The organism is Pseudonocardia sp. NPDC046786 (genome assembly GCF_040645415.1).
Lineage (GTDB): Bacteria > Actinomycetota > Actinomycetes > Mycobacteriales > Pseudonocardiaceae > Pseudonocardia > Pseudonocardia kongjuensis.
Map to the genome: position 1 here is coordinate 167,052 of NZ_JBEYYF010000008.1, position 18,115 is coordinate 185,166.

Consider the following 18,115-nt stretch of genomic DNA (forward strand, 5'->3'; position numbering starts at 1 on the left):
CCGTGCCCTATCTCAGCGACCGGTTCCACGACCGGGACACCGATCTCCGCGCCCCCGGTCCGGCCGCACCGGCAGCGGGCCCGAACCGGACCGGAACCTTCGACGCCACCGCGGTCACCGCGGCGATCGGGCAGCGCGTGCTCGGCCAGGCCGCGGCGCTGGAGGCCGTCGGGCACGCGCTCGTCATCGCCCAGGCCGGGTTCCAGGACCGGGACCGGCCGATGGCGAGCGTCCTGCTCGTCGGACCGACCGGGGTCGGGAAGACCGAGCTCGTCCGGCGGCTGGCGGCGGAGATCCGGTCCGGCCCGGACGACCTCTGCCGGGTCGATATGGGCCAGCTGGGCCAGGAGCACTACGCGGCGTCCCTGGCCGGTGCCCCGCCGGGCTACGCCGGGAGCCGCGAGCACGCGAGCGTGCTGGACCGGGCCACCGTCGAGGGCACCGCGCTGACGCCCGGGATCGTGCTCTTCGACGAGGTGGAGAAGGCGCACCCGCTGGTGCTGCGGGCGCTGCTCGGCGCCCTCGACCACGGCCGGCTGACCCTGGCCGGCGGCGACCGGACGATCTCGTTCCGCAACACCTTCGTGTTCATGACCTCCAATCTCGGGTCGGCCGATCTCGCCCGCCGGCAGGGCCGGGCGTGGCGCCGGGCGCTCGGCTCGCTCCCGGTGAGGGGGCCGGTCGGGCGGCGCGCCCGGGCGGCGCTCGGGCACCGCGACGGCGCGATCGTCGACCGCGCCGTGCGCGACTTCTTCGAACCCGAGTTCCTCAACCGGCTCGACGAGGTCGTCCACTTCGGCGCCATCACGCCCGGGACGGCGGCGCGGATCGTCGCGCTGCGGCTGGACGACGTGCGCGAGCGCTTCCGGCGGCGCGACGTCGAGCTCGTGATCGGCGACGGCGTCGTCGAGGTGCTGCTCGACGACGGTTTCGACACGGTGAACGGCGCGCGCGGCCTCGGCCGGAGCGTGCGCCGGAACGTGGTCGTGCCGGTCGCGCAGGCGCTGGTGCGGCACCGCCGGGCCACCGACGGCGCGCGGCCGCCGCTGACCCTGCGGATCGATCCGGCACCCGGCGGGGGCCCGGACCCGCTGGTCGTCCGGCCGCACTCCCCCGGCCGGGCCGGCGCGCACGGCGCCACGGCGGCCGGCGCCGGGCGGGCGGAGCCGGCGTGAGCGGCCGGCTGGCGGACGCGACCAGTCCCTACCTGCTCCAGCACGCCGACGATCCGGTCGACTGGTGGCCGTGGTCGGACGACGCCTTCGCCGACGCCCGCCGGCGCGACGTGCCGGTGCTGCTCTCGATCGGCTACGCGGCGTGCCACTGGTGCCACGTGATGGCCCGGGAGTCGTTCGCCGATCCGGAGACCGCCCGGCAGATCAACGCCGGCTTCGTCGCGATCAAGGTCGACCGCGAGGAACGCCCGGACGTCGACGCCCCCTACATGGCCGCCACCCAGGCCATGACCGGGCGCGGCGGCTGGCCGCTGACCTGCTTCCTGACCCCCGACGGCGAGCCGTTCCACTGCGGGACCTACTACCCGCCGACGCCCCGGTCCGGGCTGCCCGGGTTCCGCCAGGTGCTGACCGCCGTCACGACGGCCTGGGGGAAGGACGGCGCGCGGGTCCGCGAGGCGGCCACCCGGATCACCGCGAACCTCGCCCGGCACGCCGCCGAGGAACGGCCCCGGGTGCCGGTCGGTCCGGAGATCCTCGACCGGGCCGCCGCGACGCTGCTGGACGAGGCCGATCCCGAGCACGGCGGGTTCGGCGCGGCCCCCAAGTTCCCGCAGGCGCTGTGCCTGGAGTTCCTGCTCCGCCATCACGAGCGCACCGGATCGGCGCGGGCGCTGGACGTCGTCGCGCTGACCTGTGAGCGGATGGCCCGGGGCGGCCTGTACGACCAGCTGGCGGGCGGCTTCGCCCGCTACACCGCCGACGCCGCCTGGGCCGTCCCGCACTTCGAGAAGATGCTCCACGACAACGCGCTGCTGCTGCGGCTCTACGCGCACCTCGCCCGGCTGACCGGATCGGCCCTCGCACACCGGATCGCCACCGGGACCGGGGACTTCCTGCTCACCGGGATGGCCGTCGACGGCGGCCTGGCCTCCGCGCTCGACGCGGACGCCGACGGCGAGGAGGGCCTGACCTACCTGTGGACGCCGGGGCAGCTGATCGGCGCGCTCGGGCTCGGCGACGGCATGTGGGCCGCCGACCGGTTCGGCGTCACCAGCGCCGGCACCTTCGGGCAGCGACGGTCCACCCTGCAGCTGCCCGCCGACCCGGACGACGACCAGCGCCTGCGCCGGGTCCGCGCCGCGCTGCTCGACGCCCGGCGGCGGCGCCCGCAGCCCGCCCGCGACGACAAGATCGTCACCGCGTGGAACGCGATGGCCGCCGTCGCGCTCGCCGAGGCGGGCACCGACCTGGGCCGCGACGACTGGGTGTCCGCCGCCGCGGACCTCACCCGGCTGCTCCTCGGGCTGCACCTGCGCGACGGACGGCTGTACCGCTCGTCGCGGCACGGGCGGCCGGGCACCGCGGCCGGGGTGCTCGAGGACCACGCCTGGCTGGCCGAGGCCCTCCTCGCCCTGCACCGGTCGACCGGCGACCCCGCCTGGCTCGACACCGCGGGCACCGTCCTCGATCTCACCCTGGACCGGTTCGCCGATCCCGACCGGCCCGGCCGCTTCCACGACACCGCCGACGACGCCGCGCCGATCCTGCACCGGCCGCGCGACCTCGTCGACAACGCCACCCCGTGCGGCAGCTCGGCGCTCGCCGGTGCTCTGCTCACGGCCTCGGTGCTCGTCGACGGGGAGCGGTCGCACCGCTACCGCGAGATCGCCGAGGCCGCACTGTCCACGATGGGCGGGGTCCTCGCCGAGCACGCCCGGTTCGCCGGACACTGGCTGAGCACCGCCGAGGCACTCGTGCACGGCCCGGTCCTGGTCACCGTCGACGGTGACCCGCGCGACCCGCGGTTCGCCGACCTGGTCGACCACGCCCGCAGGCGGGTCCCCGGCGGGGGCGTGGTCGTCGCCGGGCACCCCGCGGTGCCCGACGGGCCGGCGGCGCACCGGAGCCCGGCCGCGCACGTCTGCCGCGGGTTCGTCTGCGAGCGGCCGGTCGGCACCGTCGCCGAGCTCGACCGGCAGCTCGCCGGTCCGGGGGTGCGGGACGGGGTCGCGGGTCCGGGGTGAGACCGGGCCGGTGCTCGTGGGTCCTCCAGGTCTGTTCCGCCGGTGCCCTGTAGGGCACCGCACCCGTCGCGTTCGCCGCCGTCGGTAACCTGCCCCCGTCACCAACTTGTTTGATCTCGGCAGGAGATCAGGTCTGCAGCCATGATCTCCGAGGCGCCGGCCAGGCTCGCTCGCCCGTTACCTGTCGCCCCGCGGGGCTGACTCCAAGAAGGCTTGTGTCCTGGCCGGTGCCGCCGACGGGAGTGGCTTGAGAGAGGTCTGCACTGCCCCAAGTTGGTCTGCCCTCCTCGTCGAACAACAGACGAACGTCGTCGAGGAGGTTGGGTGTCGAACACGTCGACGCAGCAGCAGGATCGTGTGGTCATCGCGGTCGACCCGCACAAAGCATCGTGGACCGCGGCGGCGGTCGGCGCGGGGCTGACCCCGCTGGCCACGCTCCGGGTGCCGGTGAGCCAGCAGGGCTACCGTCAGCTGCGTCGTTTCGCGAATCGCTGGCCGAACGCGGTATGGGCGATCGAGGGAGCGATCGGGCTGGGCGCCCCGCTGGCGACCCGCTTGTCAGCAGACGGCATCGACGTCGTCGATGTACCCGCGAAGCTGGCCTCTCGAGTCCGCACCCTCTCGACTGGGCACGGCCGCAAGAGCGACAGCGACGACGCGGTCTCGGTCGGTATCGCGGCGCTGACCGCGGCCGGGCTACGCAGCGTTGCGGTCGACGAGACGATCACAGCCCTGCGTGCCCTGGTCGAGCATCGAGACGACATCGTCCGTACCCGAACCCAGACGGTCAATCGCCTTCATGCGCTACTCACCAAGCTGCTCCCGGGTGGAGTGTCCGGCTCCCTCGATGCCGAGACTGCAGCACGGGCATTGCGCAGGGTGCGGCCGCGCACGCCGGGCCCGCGCACGCTACGTCGCCTGGCCGTCGACCTCGTCGGCGAAGTCCGTCACCTGGACCGACGGATCGCCGCCGCGACGACCGAGATCAGCGCTGCCGTTGCGGCCAGCGGCAGCAGCCTGACCGAGTTGCGCGGCATCGGTGATCTGACTGCCGGCAAGATCCTCGCCCGAGTCGGGAACGTCCACCGGTTCCGCTCGGCGGCAGCGTTCGCCTCCTACACCGGCACCGCGCCCATCGAGGTCTCCTCCGGCGACACTGTCCGCCACCGCCTGTCCCGGGCCGGGGATCGCCAGCTCAACTGCTGCCTGCACATCATGGCCATCAGCCAGATTCGGCACGAGGGGCCAGGCCGGACCTACTACCGGCGAAAGCGCACCGCGGGAAAGAGCCACAAGGAGGCCATGCGCTGCCTGAAGCGGCGGCTGTCCGACCTGGTCTTTCGCGAACTCTGCCGCGATGCGGCACGTGTTGATGGCGCGGACCCGGGAGGACACCAGGGGGCGACTCGAGAGTCCAGCGCGACCGGCTCAACCCCTACCGCCGGCTCTTCGGACAAGTCACTTCCCGGGCCCGCGGCCGCTACTCTACCGCCGCCCCGACCAAGATCGACTTGACTAGAGAGGAGCCTTCTTGATCAAGCCCGGTGAGGGCTTGCAGGCCGCCGGTCGCGGTATGACTCGTTGCCCCTGTCGCACGATGATCTGGGGGGTGTTGTCGCCGCGACCGGCGCCACCGCCGCGGTGCTCACCGCCGTGTGGGCAGGCCCGGTGTACCGGGCAGCTGCTGTTCTCCTTCGTCCGGCACTGGTCACGCCGTGCGGCCACGCACGACGCCTCCGTCGCCGAACGGGCCGACTCGTACTGGTGACGGAGGCGGTGGCGGCGCTGCACGGCCGCGGCCGGCCACCGACCGTGAACGCGATCGCCGACGAGATCGGCATCGACCAGAGCTGCGCGTCACGACTGATCACGAGCGCCGTCGACGCCGGATATCTCACGGTGACAGCGGGAGCGTCGGACGGCCGCAGACGTGAGGTGTCGGTGACCCGCGCCGGACGCCTGGTCCTCCGGCAGGCGCACGCATGGCAGGAGGAGATCTTCGATGAGCTGACCGCGGGCTGGAGCGAGGAGCGGCGCCGGGACTTCCACACCGCCATGGCCGATCTCATCGCCCGGTCCGACCAGGTCGGCGGGTGAGCCCCTCGGGCGCCGGCGGCCCGCTCGCCCGAGCACGCCGGCGGTTTCCGGCCGCACCCCCGTGCAAAGCCGGAACCCCGGGGGGGTGGTCGGGGTCGTGCTGATCCTCGGCGCGGTCACCGTGCAGCGCGAACCGCGGTGACAGAGGTCCACCAGGCTCGACGCGCGGGCCGGGCGCGAGGACGTGGTCGGTGAACCCCGCCCCGCCGCCGACGCCCATCGGCGTCCACGGACGGATGGCCCGCACCCCGGGCACTTGACCGTGCCGCGGCGGCACGGTGTCACCTGGTCCGCACAGCCACGGACCGTCAGGAGGCCGGAATGGTGTCCCCGAATGCCGAGGACCACGCGCGCGCCGTGGTGCCGCACGGCTCTCCGCCGGCCGCCGCTTCGACTACGGGCCGGGGCCGATCCCTGCCGGTCGATCCGGCGGCAGGCGTCCGGGCCCGCCGCGCCGCCTGCTGACGTCACCATCCACGACCATCGTGCCGGGAGGCATGCCGTGTCCCTACCCATCCACCGGCCCAGACCGGACGACCACGACCCGGCCCGCGCCGCGGCGCCGACACCGGTCGCCGAGCGGTCGGTAGCTCCCGACCTGGCCAGGGGGATGATGCTGCTGCTCATCGCACTCGCCCACGCCCCGTGGTTCCTCTGGAACTCCGAGCTCGGGTCGACCCTGCTGCACCCGGCCGGCGGTGGGGCCGCCGACCGTGTCGCGCAGGCCGTGACGATCGTGTTCGTCGACGGGCGGGCCTGGACGCTGTTCGGGCTGCTGTTCGCCTACGGGATCGGTCAGCTCTACGCCCGCCGCAGCGCCGCGGGCAGCACCGACGCCGAGATCCGCAGGCTGCTGCGCACCCGTCACTGGTGGCTGCTCGCCTTCGGCCTCGTGCACGCCGTGCTGCTCTGGCAGGGCGACATCCTCGGCACCTACGGACTGCTCGGACTGCTGCTCGTCCCGCTGTTCCTGCACCGCAGCGACCGAGTCCTCAAGCTCTGGATCGGGCTGCTGCTCGGGGTCGCCGCACTGGTCAACATCGGCCTCGCCGTGCTCGGCCAGCTCGTACCCGCCGGGGTGGGGGCGGCGGCGCCGCAGCAGCAGGCCGCCGCGGAGACCGGCTACCTCGCCTCGGCGCTGCTCCGGCTGGCGCTGTGGCTGCCGTCGCCGATCTCGTCGCTGGTCGGGCTCGTCATGCCCGCCGCGTTCCTGATCGGGATCCTCGCCGCCCGGCACCGCATCCTCGACGAACCCGGCCGCCACCTCCCGCTGCTGCGCCGCACCGCCGTGATCGGTCTCGCGCTCGGCTGGGGCCTCGGAACGCTGCAGGCCCTGCTCCACCTGGGCGTGCTCGTGGTGCCCAACCCGTCGGCCGTGGTCTCGTTCCACCTGCTCACCGGCATCTTCGCCGGCGTCGGCGTGGCCGCCCTGTTCGGGCTGATCGCGCACCGGGTCGGCACCCGCCGCCCCCTTCCGGTCCGGGCGCTCGTCGCGTTGGGCCGCCGGTCGCTGTCCGGCTACCTCGCCCAGTCGTTGATCTTCGTCCCGGTGCTGTCGGCCTGGGGGCTCGGGCTCGGGGCGCACCTGACCAGCGCCACCGCCATGCTGGTGGCGATCGGCGTGTGGCTGCTGACCGTCGTCGTCGCCTACCGGCTCGACGTCGCCGGTGTCCGCGGCCCGGCCGAGGTGCTGCTGCGGAGGCTCACCTACCGAACCTGAGGCGCCCTCGGTAGCGGCCCGGCGTCAACTACTCGGCAGCCGGCCGAACCGCTCGTACCCGCCGGGCTCGGGGACGCCGATCCGGTCGAGCGCCAGGGAACCCGACCGCGTTGCCACCTCACCGACCGGGGACCGGTCCCGTGACAGACCCCACGCCCGTCGCCGGATACGTCGGACTGTAGGACGACGCGACTCGCGCCCCCAGGTCCGCGACGGACGCTCCGATACTGCCGATCGGCGGTCGCCGAACGACTTGACCATGCCGCGACGGCACGGTCTTCACTGGACCTACGCCGGGATCCACCCGGCCTTCATCGACCTGTACCTCGAGGAGGAAGCCGTGTTCGAGCACAAGGTCCTGAAGTTCACCTGGGGCTGGAAGGGGTTCGACTACGCCAAGATCGAGCAGGAGCTCAACGAACTCGGGGCCCAGGGCTGGGAGGCCGTGGGCACCATCGTGCCCAGCGTCGGCGCCGGGCAGTCGATCGAGATCGGGATCATCGTCAAGCGGGAGCGGAACGGCTGAGAACAGGCCGATCGCCGCCGGCGACGATCGGATAGCCAAGGTCTGCAGGGCAGACCGACCGATTCGGCGCGAGACGAGCGAGTGCGGGCAGGCGGGGTGCGGGTACGTCACGATCAGCGTCGTTGTCGCCTCCGTAGATGACCACCAGCAGCAGTGATGTGCGTGGGTCGTCGTCGCGTAGCTGGTCTCTCGACCTCCGTGCGCGGTGCACCTCGACACACCACACCGTGGCCGCCACCACTGTCAGATCGCCGGGGAGCACCTGCTCAACGGGAACGCGTCCGCACGTCGGGTGCGGGTGCGGGCGCGGCACCGTCGAGCAGCATCTCGACCTGGCTGACGAGCATGGGTGTCTCCGCGACCGCATCGAATCCGCTACCTGCCACCCGTGAGGCGAAGCCGTCGATCAGCAGCTGGGCCTCGGCCACGGCACCGGTGAGCGGTGGAGCAGCGCTATCGCGCGATTCATGGAGGGCGTCTCAGGCCGCCGCAGTATCGGTCCGAGCACCGTGACCGGCGCGACACGCAATCTATTCGGTGTCGGCCTGCACGAGTTCGCTCGCCCGAGCCAGAACTCTGATCTGGGCCGCGTGATAGTTCTCGACGAACGCCTGGGCGACTACCGCGTCGGCGGTGTACTTGCCCTGGGGCGACTCGGAACCCGGGTCTCGCAACCACGGGAACCTCGCGTGATCGTCACGGATGGCCACCGCCACCCGCAGCGCCAACGCCTCGATCGTCGCCTCGTCCGCATCCTGCGGGAGCACCTCGAACTCCGCCTCGTAATCCCGGCGTTCCGCCGCAAGCACAACCAGGTCGGCGAGTGACGCGTCCTCCCACACCCGCGAGAACACGGTGAGCAGAGCCCGATCGCGCGGCCCCAGATCACCGGACACCGCGCCGAACGCCGACGGAGTGTCCAGCGGCACCCGGTGCTCCAGGATCACCGCCAGCTCGGCGCGCATCCGTTGCAACCGCTCGATCGTCGCGTCCAGCTCGTCGTGCACCGCGCGCAGCGCTTCCTGCGGATGTGCCGCGGCGCGGATCTCCTTGAGCGGGACCCCGAGCGCGCGCAGGCGCGTGACCTGCAGAAGCCGGAGGAGGTGGGACGTCCGGTACTGCTTGTAGCCGTTCGGCTCGCGTTCGGGCTCGTCGAGCACCCCGGCCTTGTGGTAATGGCGCACCGCCTTCACTGTCGTGCCGGCGAGCTCGGCGAGCTCACGGGTGCTCCACACCACCTCGTCCCCCCGTTCTCGTGCTCTGGCCCCACGCGCTGCCACGGGTGCGCACCACGCCACTACAAACCATGCCGTCGGGACACAGGCAAGGCTCCGACGACCGAGTCACCGTCGCCTTGACCCTGCCCCGACGGCACACCTTTCACTTCGACCGCGGTTGACCACCAGCCACGGTCACCGCGCACCTCCCCCGTACGTCTACGGGGAGCACCCGGCGGACGCCACCGTGGCGACGGCCCCACGAGGAGAACGAGATGCCCAGGAAACCGACCGGAGCAGGCGCACCGGTGCACCGTGCGAGCGAGCCGGTATGAGCACGGTCGCCGGTACACCGACCACCCGGGCCGTCGCGCCCGACCTCGCCCGCGGCGCGATGCTGCTGATGATCGCGCTCGCGAACGTCCATCTCTACCTCTACGGCTCCGCCGGGCTGCGCGGCTACCCGGCGGACCTGGGCCTGGCCGATCAGATCGTCGCCCTGTTCCAGCTGATGTTCGTCGACGGGCGGGCGTACCCGCTGTTCGCGATGCTCGTCGGCTACGGCGCTGTCCAGTCCGCACGACGACGTGAACCCGGCCGTGCTGTGGGGATCCTGCGCCGTCGCGGGGCCTGGATGATGGCGATCGGTGCGCTGCACGGCGTGCTGCTGTTCTCCGCCGACATTGTCGGCGCCTACGGTGTACTTCTGGTCCTCTCCGCCGGGGTCCTGGTACGCGGCTCGGATGGCGCCCTTCGGATGATCGCGCTCGCCGGGCTGTTGGTGACCGGCGCCGTCGGAGTCAGCTCGGGCCTGCCCTCCGGCCCCGCCTGGCCCAGCATGACGGTGACCGACCCGGCCTTGGCAATGCTGCTGCACCTGCCCGAGTGGCTGGGCAGCACCGTCGTCGCAGCGCTCACCACGGTCGGAATGGTCGCGCTCGGTGCGCTCGCGGCCCGCCGCGGCATTCTCGACGAACCCGGCCGGTGCCGTCCGTTCCTGCGCCGGACCGCCGTCACCGGGATCGCCGTCGCGGCGGTGACCGGGCTGCCGCTCGCACTCGCGGCCACCGGATGGTGGCAGCCGACGACCGTGCCCGCCCTGGTCGCCGGGGTGCTGCACCAGGTCGGCGGGCTCGCGGGTGGCGTCGGATTCGGGGCGCTGTTCGGCCTGATCTCGACGCGCACAGCTCCGCGGGCGCTGCTCGCCACCGGCCGTCGGTCGTTGTCGAACTACCTGGGCCAGTCCGTGGTCTTCTGCGCCCTGCTACCCGCCTGGTCGCTCGGTCTGGGCGCCGACCTGACGGTCTGGCAGGCGTCACTGCTCGGCGTCGCAACCTGGTTGCTCGGGATCGCCGCCTCCGCGGTCCTCGAACGGGCGGGTCGACGCGGTCCTGCCGAGGTGGTGCTCCGTCGGTTGACCTATGGCAGACGACCGGCGCGCACCGGCTGACCTCGCCCGGAGGCTCGCGGTGAATCGTCCTGGGTGGTGGAGGCTCCTGATCTAGCAAGGAGATTGGAGCTGTGCCTGCACCTCGGAAGTTCGACGAGGAGACCCGTGCCCGCGCGGTCCGCCTCTACCAGGACCGGTTGCGTGATCATGGCGAGTCCAAGCTGGCCGCCCGCCGGCATGTCGGCCAGCTACTCGAATCAAGCCGGCGCACCCACAGACCCTGTGCGACCACCAAGGGCAGCAACACGGGGTTCCCGGACAAGAACCACGACACGATGTCTACGCCCTGCCGACCCCGGCGAAGTCCGCATCGAGGATCGAGTCGAGCAGCCCCTGGATCTCCTCGTGCGTGGAGACGCCATAGACACGCCGCAGGAACGTCAGCCGATCGAAGGGGTCCGTGAAGGAGGCCTCACCGAGGGCGTCCGCGAGCTCATCGACGGTCCATCCCCCGTCTTCCTTCGTCACCGGTGTCCCGAGTGACCACGTGTTCGTCGGGATCACGCTGCTGCCACGAACGGTGAGCACCTGCCCCGTCAGAGGAGTGTCGGAACGGCCGAGATAGGCGACGACCACCGCCTGGTGGATCGGATCCCACGGGTCGAACGCACCCGGAGCGGGGGTCGTCTGCGTCAGCGAGGGCACGCCCGCGGGCAGGTCGAGCGACAGGCGGGTGCGCGCTCCGGGCGAGATCGCGTTGACCCGAACACCGTATCGGCGCAGTTCGAGAGCGTGCACGATCGTCATGGCCGCAACGCCGGCATTCGCGGCGGCGTAGCTCGTGTTGAGCGGCAACGGCGAGTCGAGCCCTGCCGTCGACGTGGTGTTCACGAGTGAACGATCCTGGTGATCGCCTTCCTCGTGGCATCCTCGCCAGTAGTCGGCCGCCCAGCGGCTCACGTTGAACGCGCCTTTGAGTTTCACGGCCACGACCGCGTCGAACTCGTCCTCCGTCGCTCTGACCAAGGAGCCCGGTCGGCTGACAGCGGCGTTGTTGACGACGATGTGGAGATCGCCCCAGCGTTCGACGGCGGTGCCGACCAGAGCTTCAGCGCCGCGCCACTCCGCGACGCTGTGAGTGCTGGCGACCGCTTCTCCCCCTTGCTCACGGATCTCGGCGGCGACGGAGGCTGCGATGCTCGCATCGCCCCCACTCCCGTCCGGGGCGACGCCAGGATCGTTCACCACGACTCTCGCACCCTCGCGCGCGAGGTAGAGCGCCTCGGCGCGGCCGATCCCGCGTCCCGCGCCCGTTACCAGGGCGATACGCCCATCAAGACTTCCCATCGTTCCCCCTAGGTGCAGTGACTATAACTGTACAGTGACTGCTTTTATTCATCCAGGGTACTCTGTCGGAATGACGGGTGAGCTGGGACGTAGGGAACGCAAGAAGCGACAGACTCGAGAGGCGCTGATCAGGGCTGCGAACCGACTGGTCGCGGAGCGGGGGTTCGACGAGGTGACGGCAGCGGAGATCGCCGAGGCCGCTGACGTCTCGCCCCGCACCTTCTTCCTCCATTTCGATGCGAAGGAGGATGTGCTGCTCGGTGACGCCCGCCTCAACACCGACGCCGGGATCGCCGCCATCGAGGCCCGGGATCCCGCAGACCCGCCACGGACGACACTCGCTCACGCGGCCGCAGCGATGATCGCCTCGGCGCCTTCGGGCGACGCACTCTCCTGGCTGGGCGCACGTGCACGCCTCATCTTCGGCTCGGAACAGGTGCGCGCCCGCCTCATGCAGCGCCTACTCGCCGGTCAGGAGGAGTTGACCGAGGCGCTTCGTCGGGCGTACCCGGATCTGGACGGCCTCGAGGCACGAGCCTTGGTCGGCTCCGTCATCGGTGGCGCGACGTTCGCCGTGGGTTCCGTCGTTGTCGCCGTTCTCGACGACGGCGGAGACGAGGACCGAGTACGCGACGCGATCCGACTCGCCCTACAGATCGCGACGCAGAGCGGTCCGCCACGGACGCCATGATCGCCGGAGACGCGAGGCCCCGGGCTCAGCCGACCGTCTCGGAGGAGAAGTCCTCCAGGGTCTGCTTGTCGCTCCCCTGCAGGGAGAAGAGCGCGAGCGTCACGGACCTGGGAAGGCGCGTGAGGAGCTTCATCAGGTGCGGAGTGCACCATGCCGCGACGCGGTTTCGGGGCACGAGCTGGGCGAGCGCGCTGGGCCCGACCTTGCGGCTCTGCGCGACCGGAGCCGACATGACACGTTCCGTCCGCTCATACGCCGCCCGGTGATCATCACCGGCACGCGCTAGCTCACCGGCGAGCACATGGGCGCCGAGGACGGCGAGGGCCGTGCCTCCACCGACGGCGGGCCCGGGGGAGTAGGCGGCGTCACCGACGAGGGTGACGCGCCCACGGGACCACGTCTCCATCCGGATCTGGCTGATGGAGTCGAAGTAGAAGTCGTCGGCGGTCTCAGCGCCGCTGAGCGGGGGTGGAATCAGATGCTCGATGCCACCGAAGGCGCCACGCAGCATATCCAGTTGCTGAGCGCGGCTCAGTTCGACGCCGGGAGTGCGACCTTCTCGGAAGAGCAGAAGTGCTCGCGCTCGGCGCCCACCGTCCACGGCATACGTGAATGCTGCCCTGTCGGCACAGACATGGCTGAGCACCTCCCGATCCAGCCCGAGCGAGTTCGGATAGCTGTACACGGACAGATACGCGCCGAGATCGTTGCGGAACCGATCTTCGGCCCCGAAGGTCAGACGCCGGATGCGGGAGTGCAGGCCGTCGGCGCCGATGACCAGGTCGAACGTTCTCGGTGGGGACTTCTCGAACTCGACCGAGACCCCCTCCTCGGCGTCGCCGACAGCCGCGACAGCGTCACCGAACACGTACTCCGCGTTCGGTGCCGCAGCGTCGTAGAGGATGGAGACCAGGTCGTCCCGCTGAATCTCCACGTGCCGGTCCGAGACCGAGGCGCTCAGACGCGGCATCCGAAGGGGCCTCCCCCGCCGCCGCTGGAACACCACGCTGTCCCTTCGCACCCGGGCGTCCTGCACCGCAGACAGCAGGCCCATCCGCTCGACCACCTCGACCGCGACTCCGGCGAGATCGACGGCATGCCCCCCGCTCCGTCGCAGATCCGGAGCCCTCTCGACCACGGTGGGCGCGAACCCGGCACGGGACAGCCAGTACGCCAGCACGGAGCCGGCGATACCCGCGCCCGAGATGAGAACGGTCCGAGTCATGCAGAAAGATTACTTGTCGGACGGCTAGGTATCAACCCACGATGAGGTTCCGCCGGATCACCTGCTCGTCGAGCGGTTAGCATGCCGAGTCAGCCGCTCGTTCTGAGCGGCATGCGACTGCACAGGGAGCGAGCGGTGGCGGAGGACGACCCTTCCCCCCGTCGTGACGGCCGTACGACGGACACGCGACAGCGCATCGAGGCGACGGCATTGAGGCTGTTCGCCACCCGGGGCTTCGCCGCCACCAGCCTCCGGAACATCGCCGACGAGCTGGGCATCACCAAGGCTGCCCTCTACTACCACTTCCCCGCGAAGAAGGACCTCGCACGCAGCGTGTTCCAACCGTTCATCGACGACGTGGACGCCCTGCTGAGCAGGCTCGATGGTCGGCGGTCACCGCGGGAGATCCTCTCCGCGTATGCCGAAGCCCTCGTACCGCATCGCGCGACCCTCACGGCGATGCTGCGCGATCCGGCCGCCGCCGTCGACCTGGATCTCGCGGAGGTGAGCGCCCGATGGCTGTCCCGCGTCGGAGCACTTCTGGACGACGAGGACGACCCGTCCCCCGAGAGGAGGGTGCGGACGACCGTGGCCTTCGGCGGTCTCACCCGGGCGCTGATGCTTCCCGACGCAGAGGAACCCGCGACACGCGAGGCCGCGGTCGCCGCCGCCGTCGCGGCCCTCGATTCGCGATGAACTGATCGGCGTGACGCATCACTCCATCCGTGCGCGCAGCGCCGGACCGGAGTGCTCGCACCACAGCAGCCCCACACCGGCTTCGTCACAGCCCAGGGCGCGAGCCCGCCCACGAACCTCATCGGCCGCTCGACATAAAGGCAGTCACTGCATTCATATAGTCACTGTACTGTAGCCGCATGGCACGGAACCCGAACATCGAAGGACTGTCCGCATGAGCGACTCGCCTGCCCCGGTCCTCGTCACCGGTGCAACCGGGCGGCTCGGACGCGCGGTCACCACGCACCTCGTCACCGAAGGGTTCTCCGTCCGCGCGCTCAGCCGTGGGGCGCGCGAACCGACGGGGACGATCGACTGGGTCGCAGGCGACATCGCTACCGGCACAGGCCTTCACCAAGCGACCTCCGGCGTCTCGGCGATCGTTCATCTCGCGTCTGCGCCGTACCGGCGCGGCTACACCAGAGAGGTGGAGATCGGCGGAACCGGGCGACTGCTCGCCGCTGCGGCGAACGCAGGCGTCGAGCACGTCATCTATACCTCGATCATCGGGTGCGACAAGGTTCCCTGGGGCTACATCCGCACCAAATGGGAGGCCGAGAAGATCGTCCGCAACAGCGCTGTGCCCTCGAGCATCCTGCGCCTCGGTCAGTTTCACGAGTTCATCGACCAGGGACTCACCGCGCTCGCCCGCACCGGGCTGGTGACCAGCGACCGCGGGTTCGTCGCGCAACCCGTCGACACCGCAGACGCCGCCGGACGGATCCTCGGCATGCTTCGAGAGGGGCCGTGCGATGAGATCGTCGAGTTCGGCGGGCCTGAGGTGCTCGACCTGCGCACCGCCGTCGAGCAGTGGCTCGAGGCGACGGGGACTCGCCGCCCGCACCTACCCATTCACGTCCCGGGCAAGCTGGGCAGGGCGATCAGGAACGGGCTGCTGGCGACGCAGGCCGAGCCGCGGGGCACCCGCACGTGGCAGGACTACCTGAAGTCGAGATACGGGCGTTGCGCGGTCGGCTGATGCAGGCCCACTCGCGAGCCTGACTGTGCCGAACCGGATCTCCGTGAGGCAGCGGCGTCACCGCCTCCTCGGAAGCTCTCGCCTCGGAGCGCCACCGGCGGAAGCGGATCACCAGTAGCGGCCGGTGCGGATCGCGTCGGCGACCGCGCCTGCACCGTCCTCGGCCGCCAGTCTCCTGGCGAGTCCGCGGGCGCGCTCGCCGAGGCCCGGCTCCGCCCACACCCCGCCCAGGACTGTGCCGAGTGCCCCCGCCGTCACGCGACGTAGCCCGATCGCCGCGGGGGCGACCCCGAGGTCCACCAGTCGGTCCGCCCACAGTGGTTGGTCGGCGGCCAACGGCAACGGCACGGCTGGCAGACCCGCCCGCAGCCCCGCGGCCGTCGTCCCGGCCCCGGCGTGGTGCACGACGACGTCGGCTCGTTCGAACAACCAGTGGTGGGGCACCGATCCGACCGAGAGGATCTGCTCGTCCCTCGACACGTCCAGCCCGGCCCACCCCGCCTGCACCACCGCCCGGTGCCCCTGCAACACATCGCGCAGGCCCGCCAGTCTGTCCGCGACGCCCGCCGGGGCCATGCTGCCGAGCGTCACCACCACTGGTGGTGTACCCGCTGCGAGGAAATCCGTCAGCTCTGCGGGTGGCGTCCATCCCGGCTCCACCGCAGGCCACCAGTACCCGACCACGCGGCGCCACACGGGCCAGTCCTGCGGTGCTTCCAGCACGGCTGGGCTGTACCCGTACATCACGGGCCAACGCTGCCGATCGAGCTTCGCGAAGTACTCCCGGATCCCTAGCGGCGCCAACCCGAGATCGTGCCGTAGTTGAGCCGTCGCCGACCGGAACGGGACCTGGCCCAGCACCCGCAGACCGTGGGCCGCAGCACGATTGCCCCACCGCCCGAGCGATCGCCGGGTCAACGCCCACGGCGCGAACTCCCCCGTAGGGTCGAGCGGCTGCAGATAGACGCCCATGCTCGGGATCCTCGACGCCTCGGCGACATGGATGCCCTGCCAGCCCAACGCCGACACCAGCAGCATCTCCGCCCCGGATGCCGCTCGGGTGATCGCTGCACCCATGTCCCGCCAATGCCGCCGGTGCAACTCGATCATCGCCGCGGAGCCTGCGGCTGCGAACCGCAGCGAACGCTGACCCGTTCGTGAGGCGAGCTCCCGTTCCATATCCATCGGCAGTGGGTGGTAGCCGACCCCGTGGGCCCGCACCATCTGTTCGAACGGCACGTGCGTCGCGATCGACACCTCATGTCCATCCGCCTGCAACCGGGCAGCCAGCCCGGTGTACGGCAGCACATCACCGGTCGATCCGATCGCAACGATGACCACCCGCACGTCTATCGCCTCCTCGCCGTGCCGGCTCCGACCTGCTCGACGAGATCGTGCGCCACCTCGAGCGCGGCGTGGAAGGCGACCTCGCCGAGCAAGCCGGGGGCCCGACTCTTGTCGCTGACGACATGGACGCCTGGGCCCCGCTGCGTCGCAGGCCGGTCTCGCCAGGACGTCCCCGGGAGATCGATTGCTCCGGTCTGGTCCACGAGCCGCAGCCGCCTGCGCCATGTCGTGCGGGACCGCCAGTCCGGATACGCCTGGTCGAGCAGAGCTTCGAGTCGGCCCGCCGCGTCGTCGACGCTCTCTCCGGGTCTGATACCGATCTGAGCCTGAACCAGGTGCTGGCCTGTCGGGGCGAGTGACGGGTCCGCGTAGCTGTAGGCCGCGGCCCATCCGGCTTCGTCGAGATCGAAGCAGACGTAGACGTCTCCACGGCGTGCCCGGATGCCGAGATCGATGGCGACGCACTGCGAACCCGTCCAGGTCAGGGTGTCATCACCGAGGAGGCGCGCGGCCGACTCGAGCTTCATGGCGAGAACCGTGGGGGCCTCCGGCAGTGCCCGCACCAGGCTGTCGTACTCGATCCGCACACCCAGGCCCACGCAGTACCCGACCAGTCGGTCGATCATGGATCGCCAGCCGCCGCGGATGTAGCGCGGCACCGGTGGCATCCGGGTGACCTGATGCAGCCGTCCCTGCACGAAGGACGCGGCGAGCTCACCGGGATCGTGGTGGAAGGTCAACGGTCCAGGCCAGCTGCACAACGCCTCGGCGGATGCCTCTCCGGTCATCGAGCGGACCCAGTCCCGGAACGAGACGTCATCGGGGGCCCGCCGAGACCGTGCCACCATGGCCGCGGCTGCGGCCTGCACGGGCGGCATGCGGTGCAACGCGCCGCGGTAGCGGAACCGGACAGCTGCACGGGCTGCTCGAGCGGCCGGTTCCCCCAAACCGCGGGCGTCGAGCCACTTCCAGAGTGTCCCGTTCGCGTAGAGGACGTGCGGTCCCCAGTTCGCCCGGTGATCGGCGTCGAGTGACGTCCCTCGGCCGCCGGGATCGGGCTTGGCCTCCAGCAGCCGGACCGGGACACCGGCTTCCGCGAGCGTGGCGGCGGCGACCAGCCCACCGAGACCGGCGCCAACGACTGTGACCTCTCGACTCATTCCACGACCTCTCGACTGACTCATCCTGCCTCCTTGTCACCAGACCTGACGACGAGAGCCGCGTATCGGCGACGGCGCTCCCTCATGAACGAGACGAGAGCGCGGGGGTGGACCGTGACAGGACCGGACGGTGATGTGCGCCACTCGAGTTCGGGTGCGGTGCGCGATCTGACAGTGAGTCCTTGCCAACCTGCTGGACGGGCAGGTCGGGGCGGGTGCGGCGCGGCGTGACCACGGGTGGGTGAAGCTACCGCCGCCTACGCCGAACCACCCATCCACGATGGACCAGGACCAGGACCAGGACCCGGCCCGCGCGACGCAGACACGCCGACACTTCTCAAACGCGCTCGCAGTGCCCGGGGGCTCGCACAGATGCGTGACCATCGATGGATCGGCGATAAAGGGTGCGTCTGCCGCGGCATGCTCACGCCGTTCAAAACACCAAGAGTCGCGAACTCCTGGACTGGCAGAAACCTTCA

At 71.2% G+C, this 18,115-nt stretch carries 16 protein-coding genes and 1 pseudogene; 11 read left to right on the forward strand and 6 right to left on the reverse strand.

The genetic code is table 11. The features are described from left to right. Nucleotides 1-2: 2 nt before the first annotated feature. From ABZ881_RS12830 to ABZ881_RS12855, 6 genes are all read left to right on the forward strand, one after another. Nucleotides 3-1,175, forward strand: a complete 1,173-nt coding sequence (locus ABZ881_RS12830; RefSeq protein WP_358484236.1) for an AAA family ATPase — start codon at nt 3-5, stop codon at nt 1,173-1,175. After that, complete coding sequence (locus ABZ881_RS12835; protein WP_358484238.1) at nt 1,172-3,202, forward strand: thioredoxin domain-containing protein; 2,031 nt, start codon at nt 1,172-1,174, stop codon at nt 3,200-3,202. The genes ABZ881_RS12830 and ABZ881_RS12835 overlap by 4 nt, the downstream gene beginning before the upstream one ends. A gap of 324 nt (nt 3,203-3,526) precedes the next feature. Further along, complete coding sequence (locus tag ABZ881_RS12840; RefSeq protein ID WP_358484240.1) at nt 3,527-4,717, forward strand: IS110 family transposase; 1,191 nt, start codon at nt 3,527-3,529, stop codon at nt 4,715-4,717. Nucleotides 4,718-4,966: 249 nt separating this feature from the next. After that, the gene (locus ABZ881_RS12845) at nt 4,967-5,299 is read left to right on the forward strand and encodes a MarR family winged helix-turn-helix transcriptional regulator (RefSeq protein ID WP_358484241.1); all 333 of its coding nucleotides are present in this window, start codon (nt 4,967-4,969) and stop codon (nt 5,297-5,299) included. 502 nt (nt 5,300-5,801) lie between these two features. Further along, the gene (locus tag ABZ881_RS12850) at nt 5,802-7,019 is read left to right on the forward strand and encodes a DUF418 domain-containing protein (RefSeq protein WP_358484243.1); all 1,218 of its coding nucleotides are present in this window, start codon (nt 5,802-5,804) and stop codon (nt 7,017-7,019) included. 259 nt (nt 7,020-7,278) lie between these two features. Then, entirely contained in the window at nt 7,279-7,545 is a 267-nt protein-coding gene (locus ABZ881_RS12855) for a DUF4177 domain-containing protein (RefSeq protein WP_358484245.1), read from the forward strand. Nucleotides 7,546-7,811: 266 nt separating this feature from the next. On the opposite strand, the gene ABZ881_RS12860 is transcribed toward ABZ881_RS12855, so the two are convergent. Next, the gene (locus ABZ881_RS12860) at nt 7,812-7,973 is read right to left on the reverse strand and encodes a hypothetical protein (RefSeq protein ID WP_358484246.1); all 162 of its coding nucleotides are present in this window, start codon (nt 7,971-7,973) and stop codon (nt 7,812-7,814) included. Between the two features lie 102 nt (nt 7,974-8,075). Beyond that, nucleotides 8,076-8,780 (reverse strand): MerR family transcriptional regulator, encoded by a 705-nt coding sequence (locus tag ABZ881_RS12865; protein ID WP_358484247.1) that lies wholly within the window; start codon nt 8,778-8,780, stop codon nt 8,076-8,078. Between the two features lie 313 nt (nt 8,781-9,093). Here ABZ881_RS12865 and ABZ881_RS12870 point away from each other — a divergent pair, with 313 nt between their 5' ends. Both ABZ881_RS12870 and ABZ881_RS12875 read left to right on the forward strand, forming a co-directional pair. Further along, nucleotides 9,094-10,212 (forward strand): DUF418 domain-containing protein, encoded by a 1,119-nt coding sequence (locus tag ABZ881_RS12870; RefSeq protein WP_358484249.1) that lies wholly within the window; start codon nt 9,094-9,096, stop codon nt 10,210-10,212. 71 nt (nt 10,213-10,283) lie between these two features. Continuing rightward, nucleotides 10,284-10,409: pseudogene (locus ABZ881_RS12875) on the forward strand (IS3 family transposase); the annotation flags it as partial. Nucleotides 10,410-10,491: 82 nt separating this feature from the next. Here ABZ881_RS12875 and ABZ881_RS12880 read toward each other — a convergent pair. Beyond that, complete coding sequence (locus ABZ881_RS12880; protein ID WP_358484251.1) at nt 10,492-11,499, reverse strand: SDR family NAD(P)-dependent oxidoreductase; 1,008 nt, start codon at nt 11,497-11,499, stop codon at nt 10,492-10,494. Nucleotides 11,500-11,569: 70 nt separating this feature from the next. Between ABZ881_RS12880 and ABZ881_RS12885 the strand changes: the two genes are divergently transcribed. After that, entirely contained in the window at nt 11,570-12,190 is a 621-nt protein-coding gene (locus ABZ881_RS12885; protein ID WP_358484252.1) for a TetR family transcriptional regulator, read from the forward strand. A gap of 25 nt (nt 12,191-12,215) precedes the next feature. Here the strand turns inward: ABZ881_RS12885 and ABZ881_RS12890 are convergent, their stop codons facing one another. After that, entirely contained in the window at nt 12,216-13,415 is a 1,200-nt protein-coding gene (locus ABZ881_RS12890; RefSeq protein WP_358484254.1) for an FAD-dependent monooxygenase, read from the reverse strand. A 135-nt stretch (nt 13,416-13,550) separates the two neighbouring features. Here ABZ881_RS12890 and ABZ881_RS12895 point away from each other — a divergent pair, with 135 nt between their 5' ends. Continuing rightward, nucleotides 13,551-14,111, forward strand: a complete 561-nt coding sequence (locus ABZ881_RS12895; protein ID WP_358484255.1) for a helix-turn-helix domain-containing protein — start codon at nt 13,551-13,553, stop codon at nt 14,109-14,111. A gap of 214 nt (nt 14,112-14,325) precedes the next feature. Continuing rightward, complete coding sequence (locus ABZ881_RS12900; RefSeq protein WP_358484257.1) at nt 14,326-15,129, forward strand: NAD(P)H-binding protein; 804 nt, start codon at nt 14,326-14,328, stop codon at nt 15,127-15,129. A 108-nt stretch (nt 15,130-15,237) separates the two neighbouring features. Here the strand turns inward: ABZ881_RS12900 and ABZ881_RS12905 are convergent, their stop codons facing one another. Continuing rightward, entirely contained in the window at nt 15,238-16,476 is a 1,239-nt protein-coding gene (locus ABZ881_RS12905; protein ID WP_358484259.1) for a glycosyltransferase, read from the reverse strand. A 2-nt stretch (nt 16,477-16,478) separates the two neighbouring features. Further along, nucleotides 16,479-17,636 carry an NAD(P)-binding protein gene (locus ABZ881_RS12910; RefSeq protein ID WP_358484262.1) on the reverse strand — a complete coding sequence of 386 codons (1,158 nt, stop codon included), beginning with the start codon at nt 17,634-17,636 and terminating at the stop codon, nt 16,479-16,481. Nucleotides 17,637-18,115: the final 479 nt, after the last annotated feature.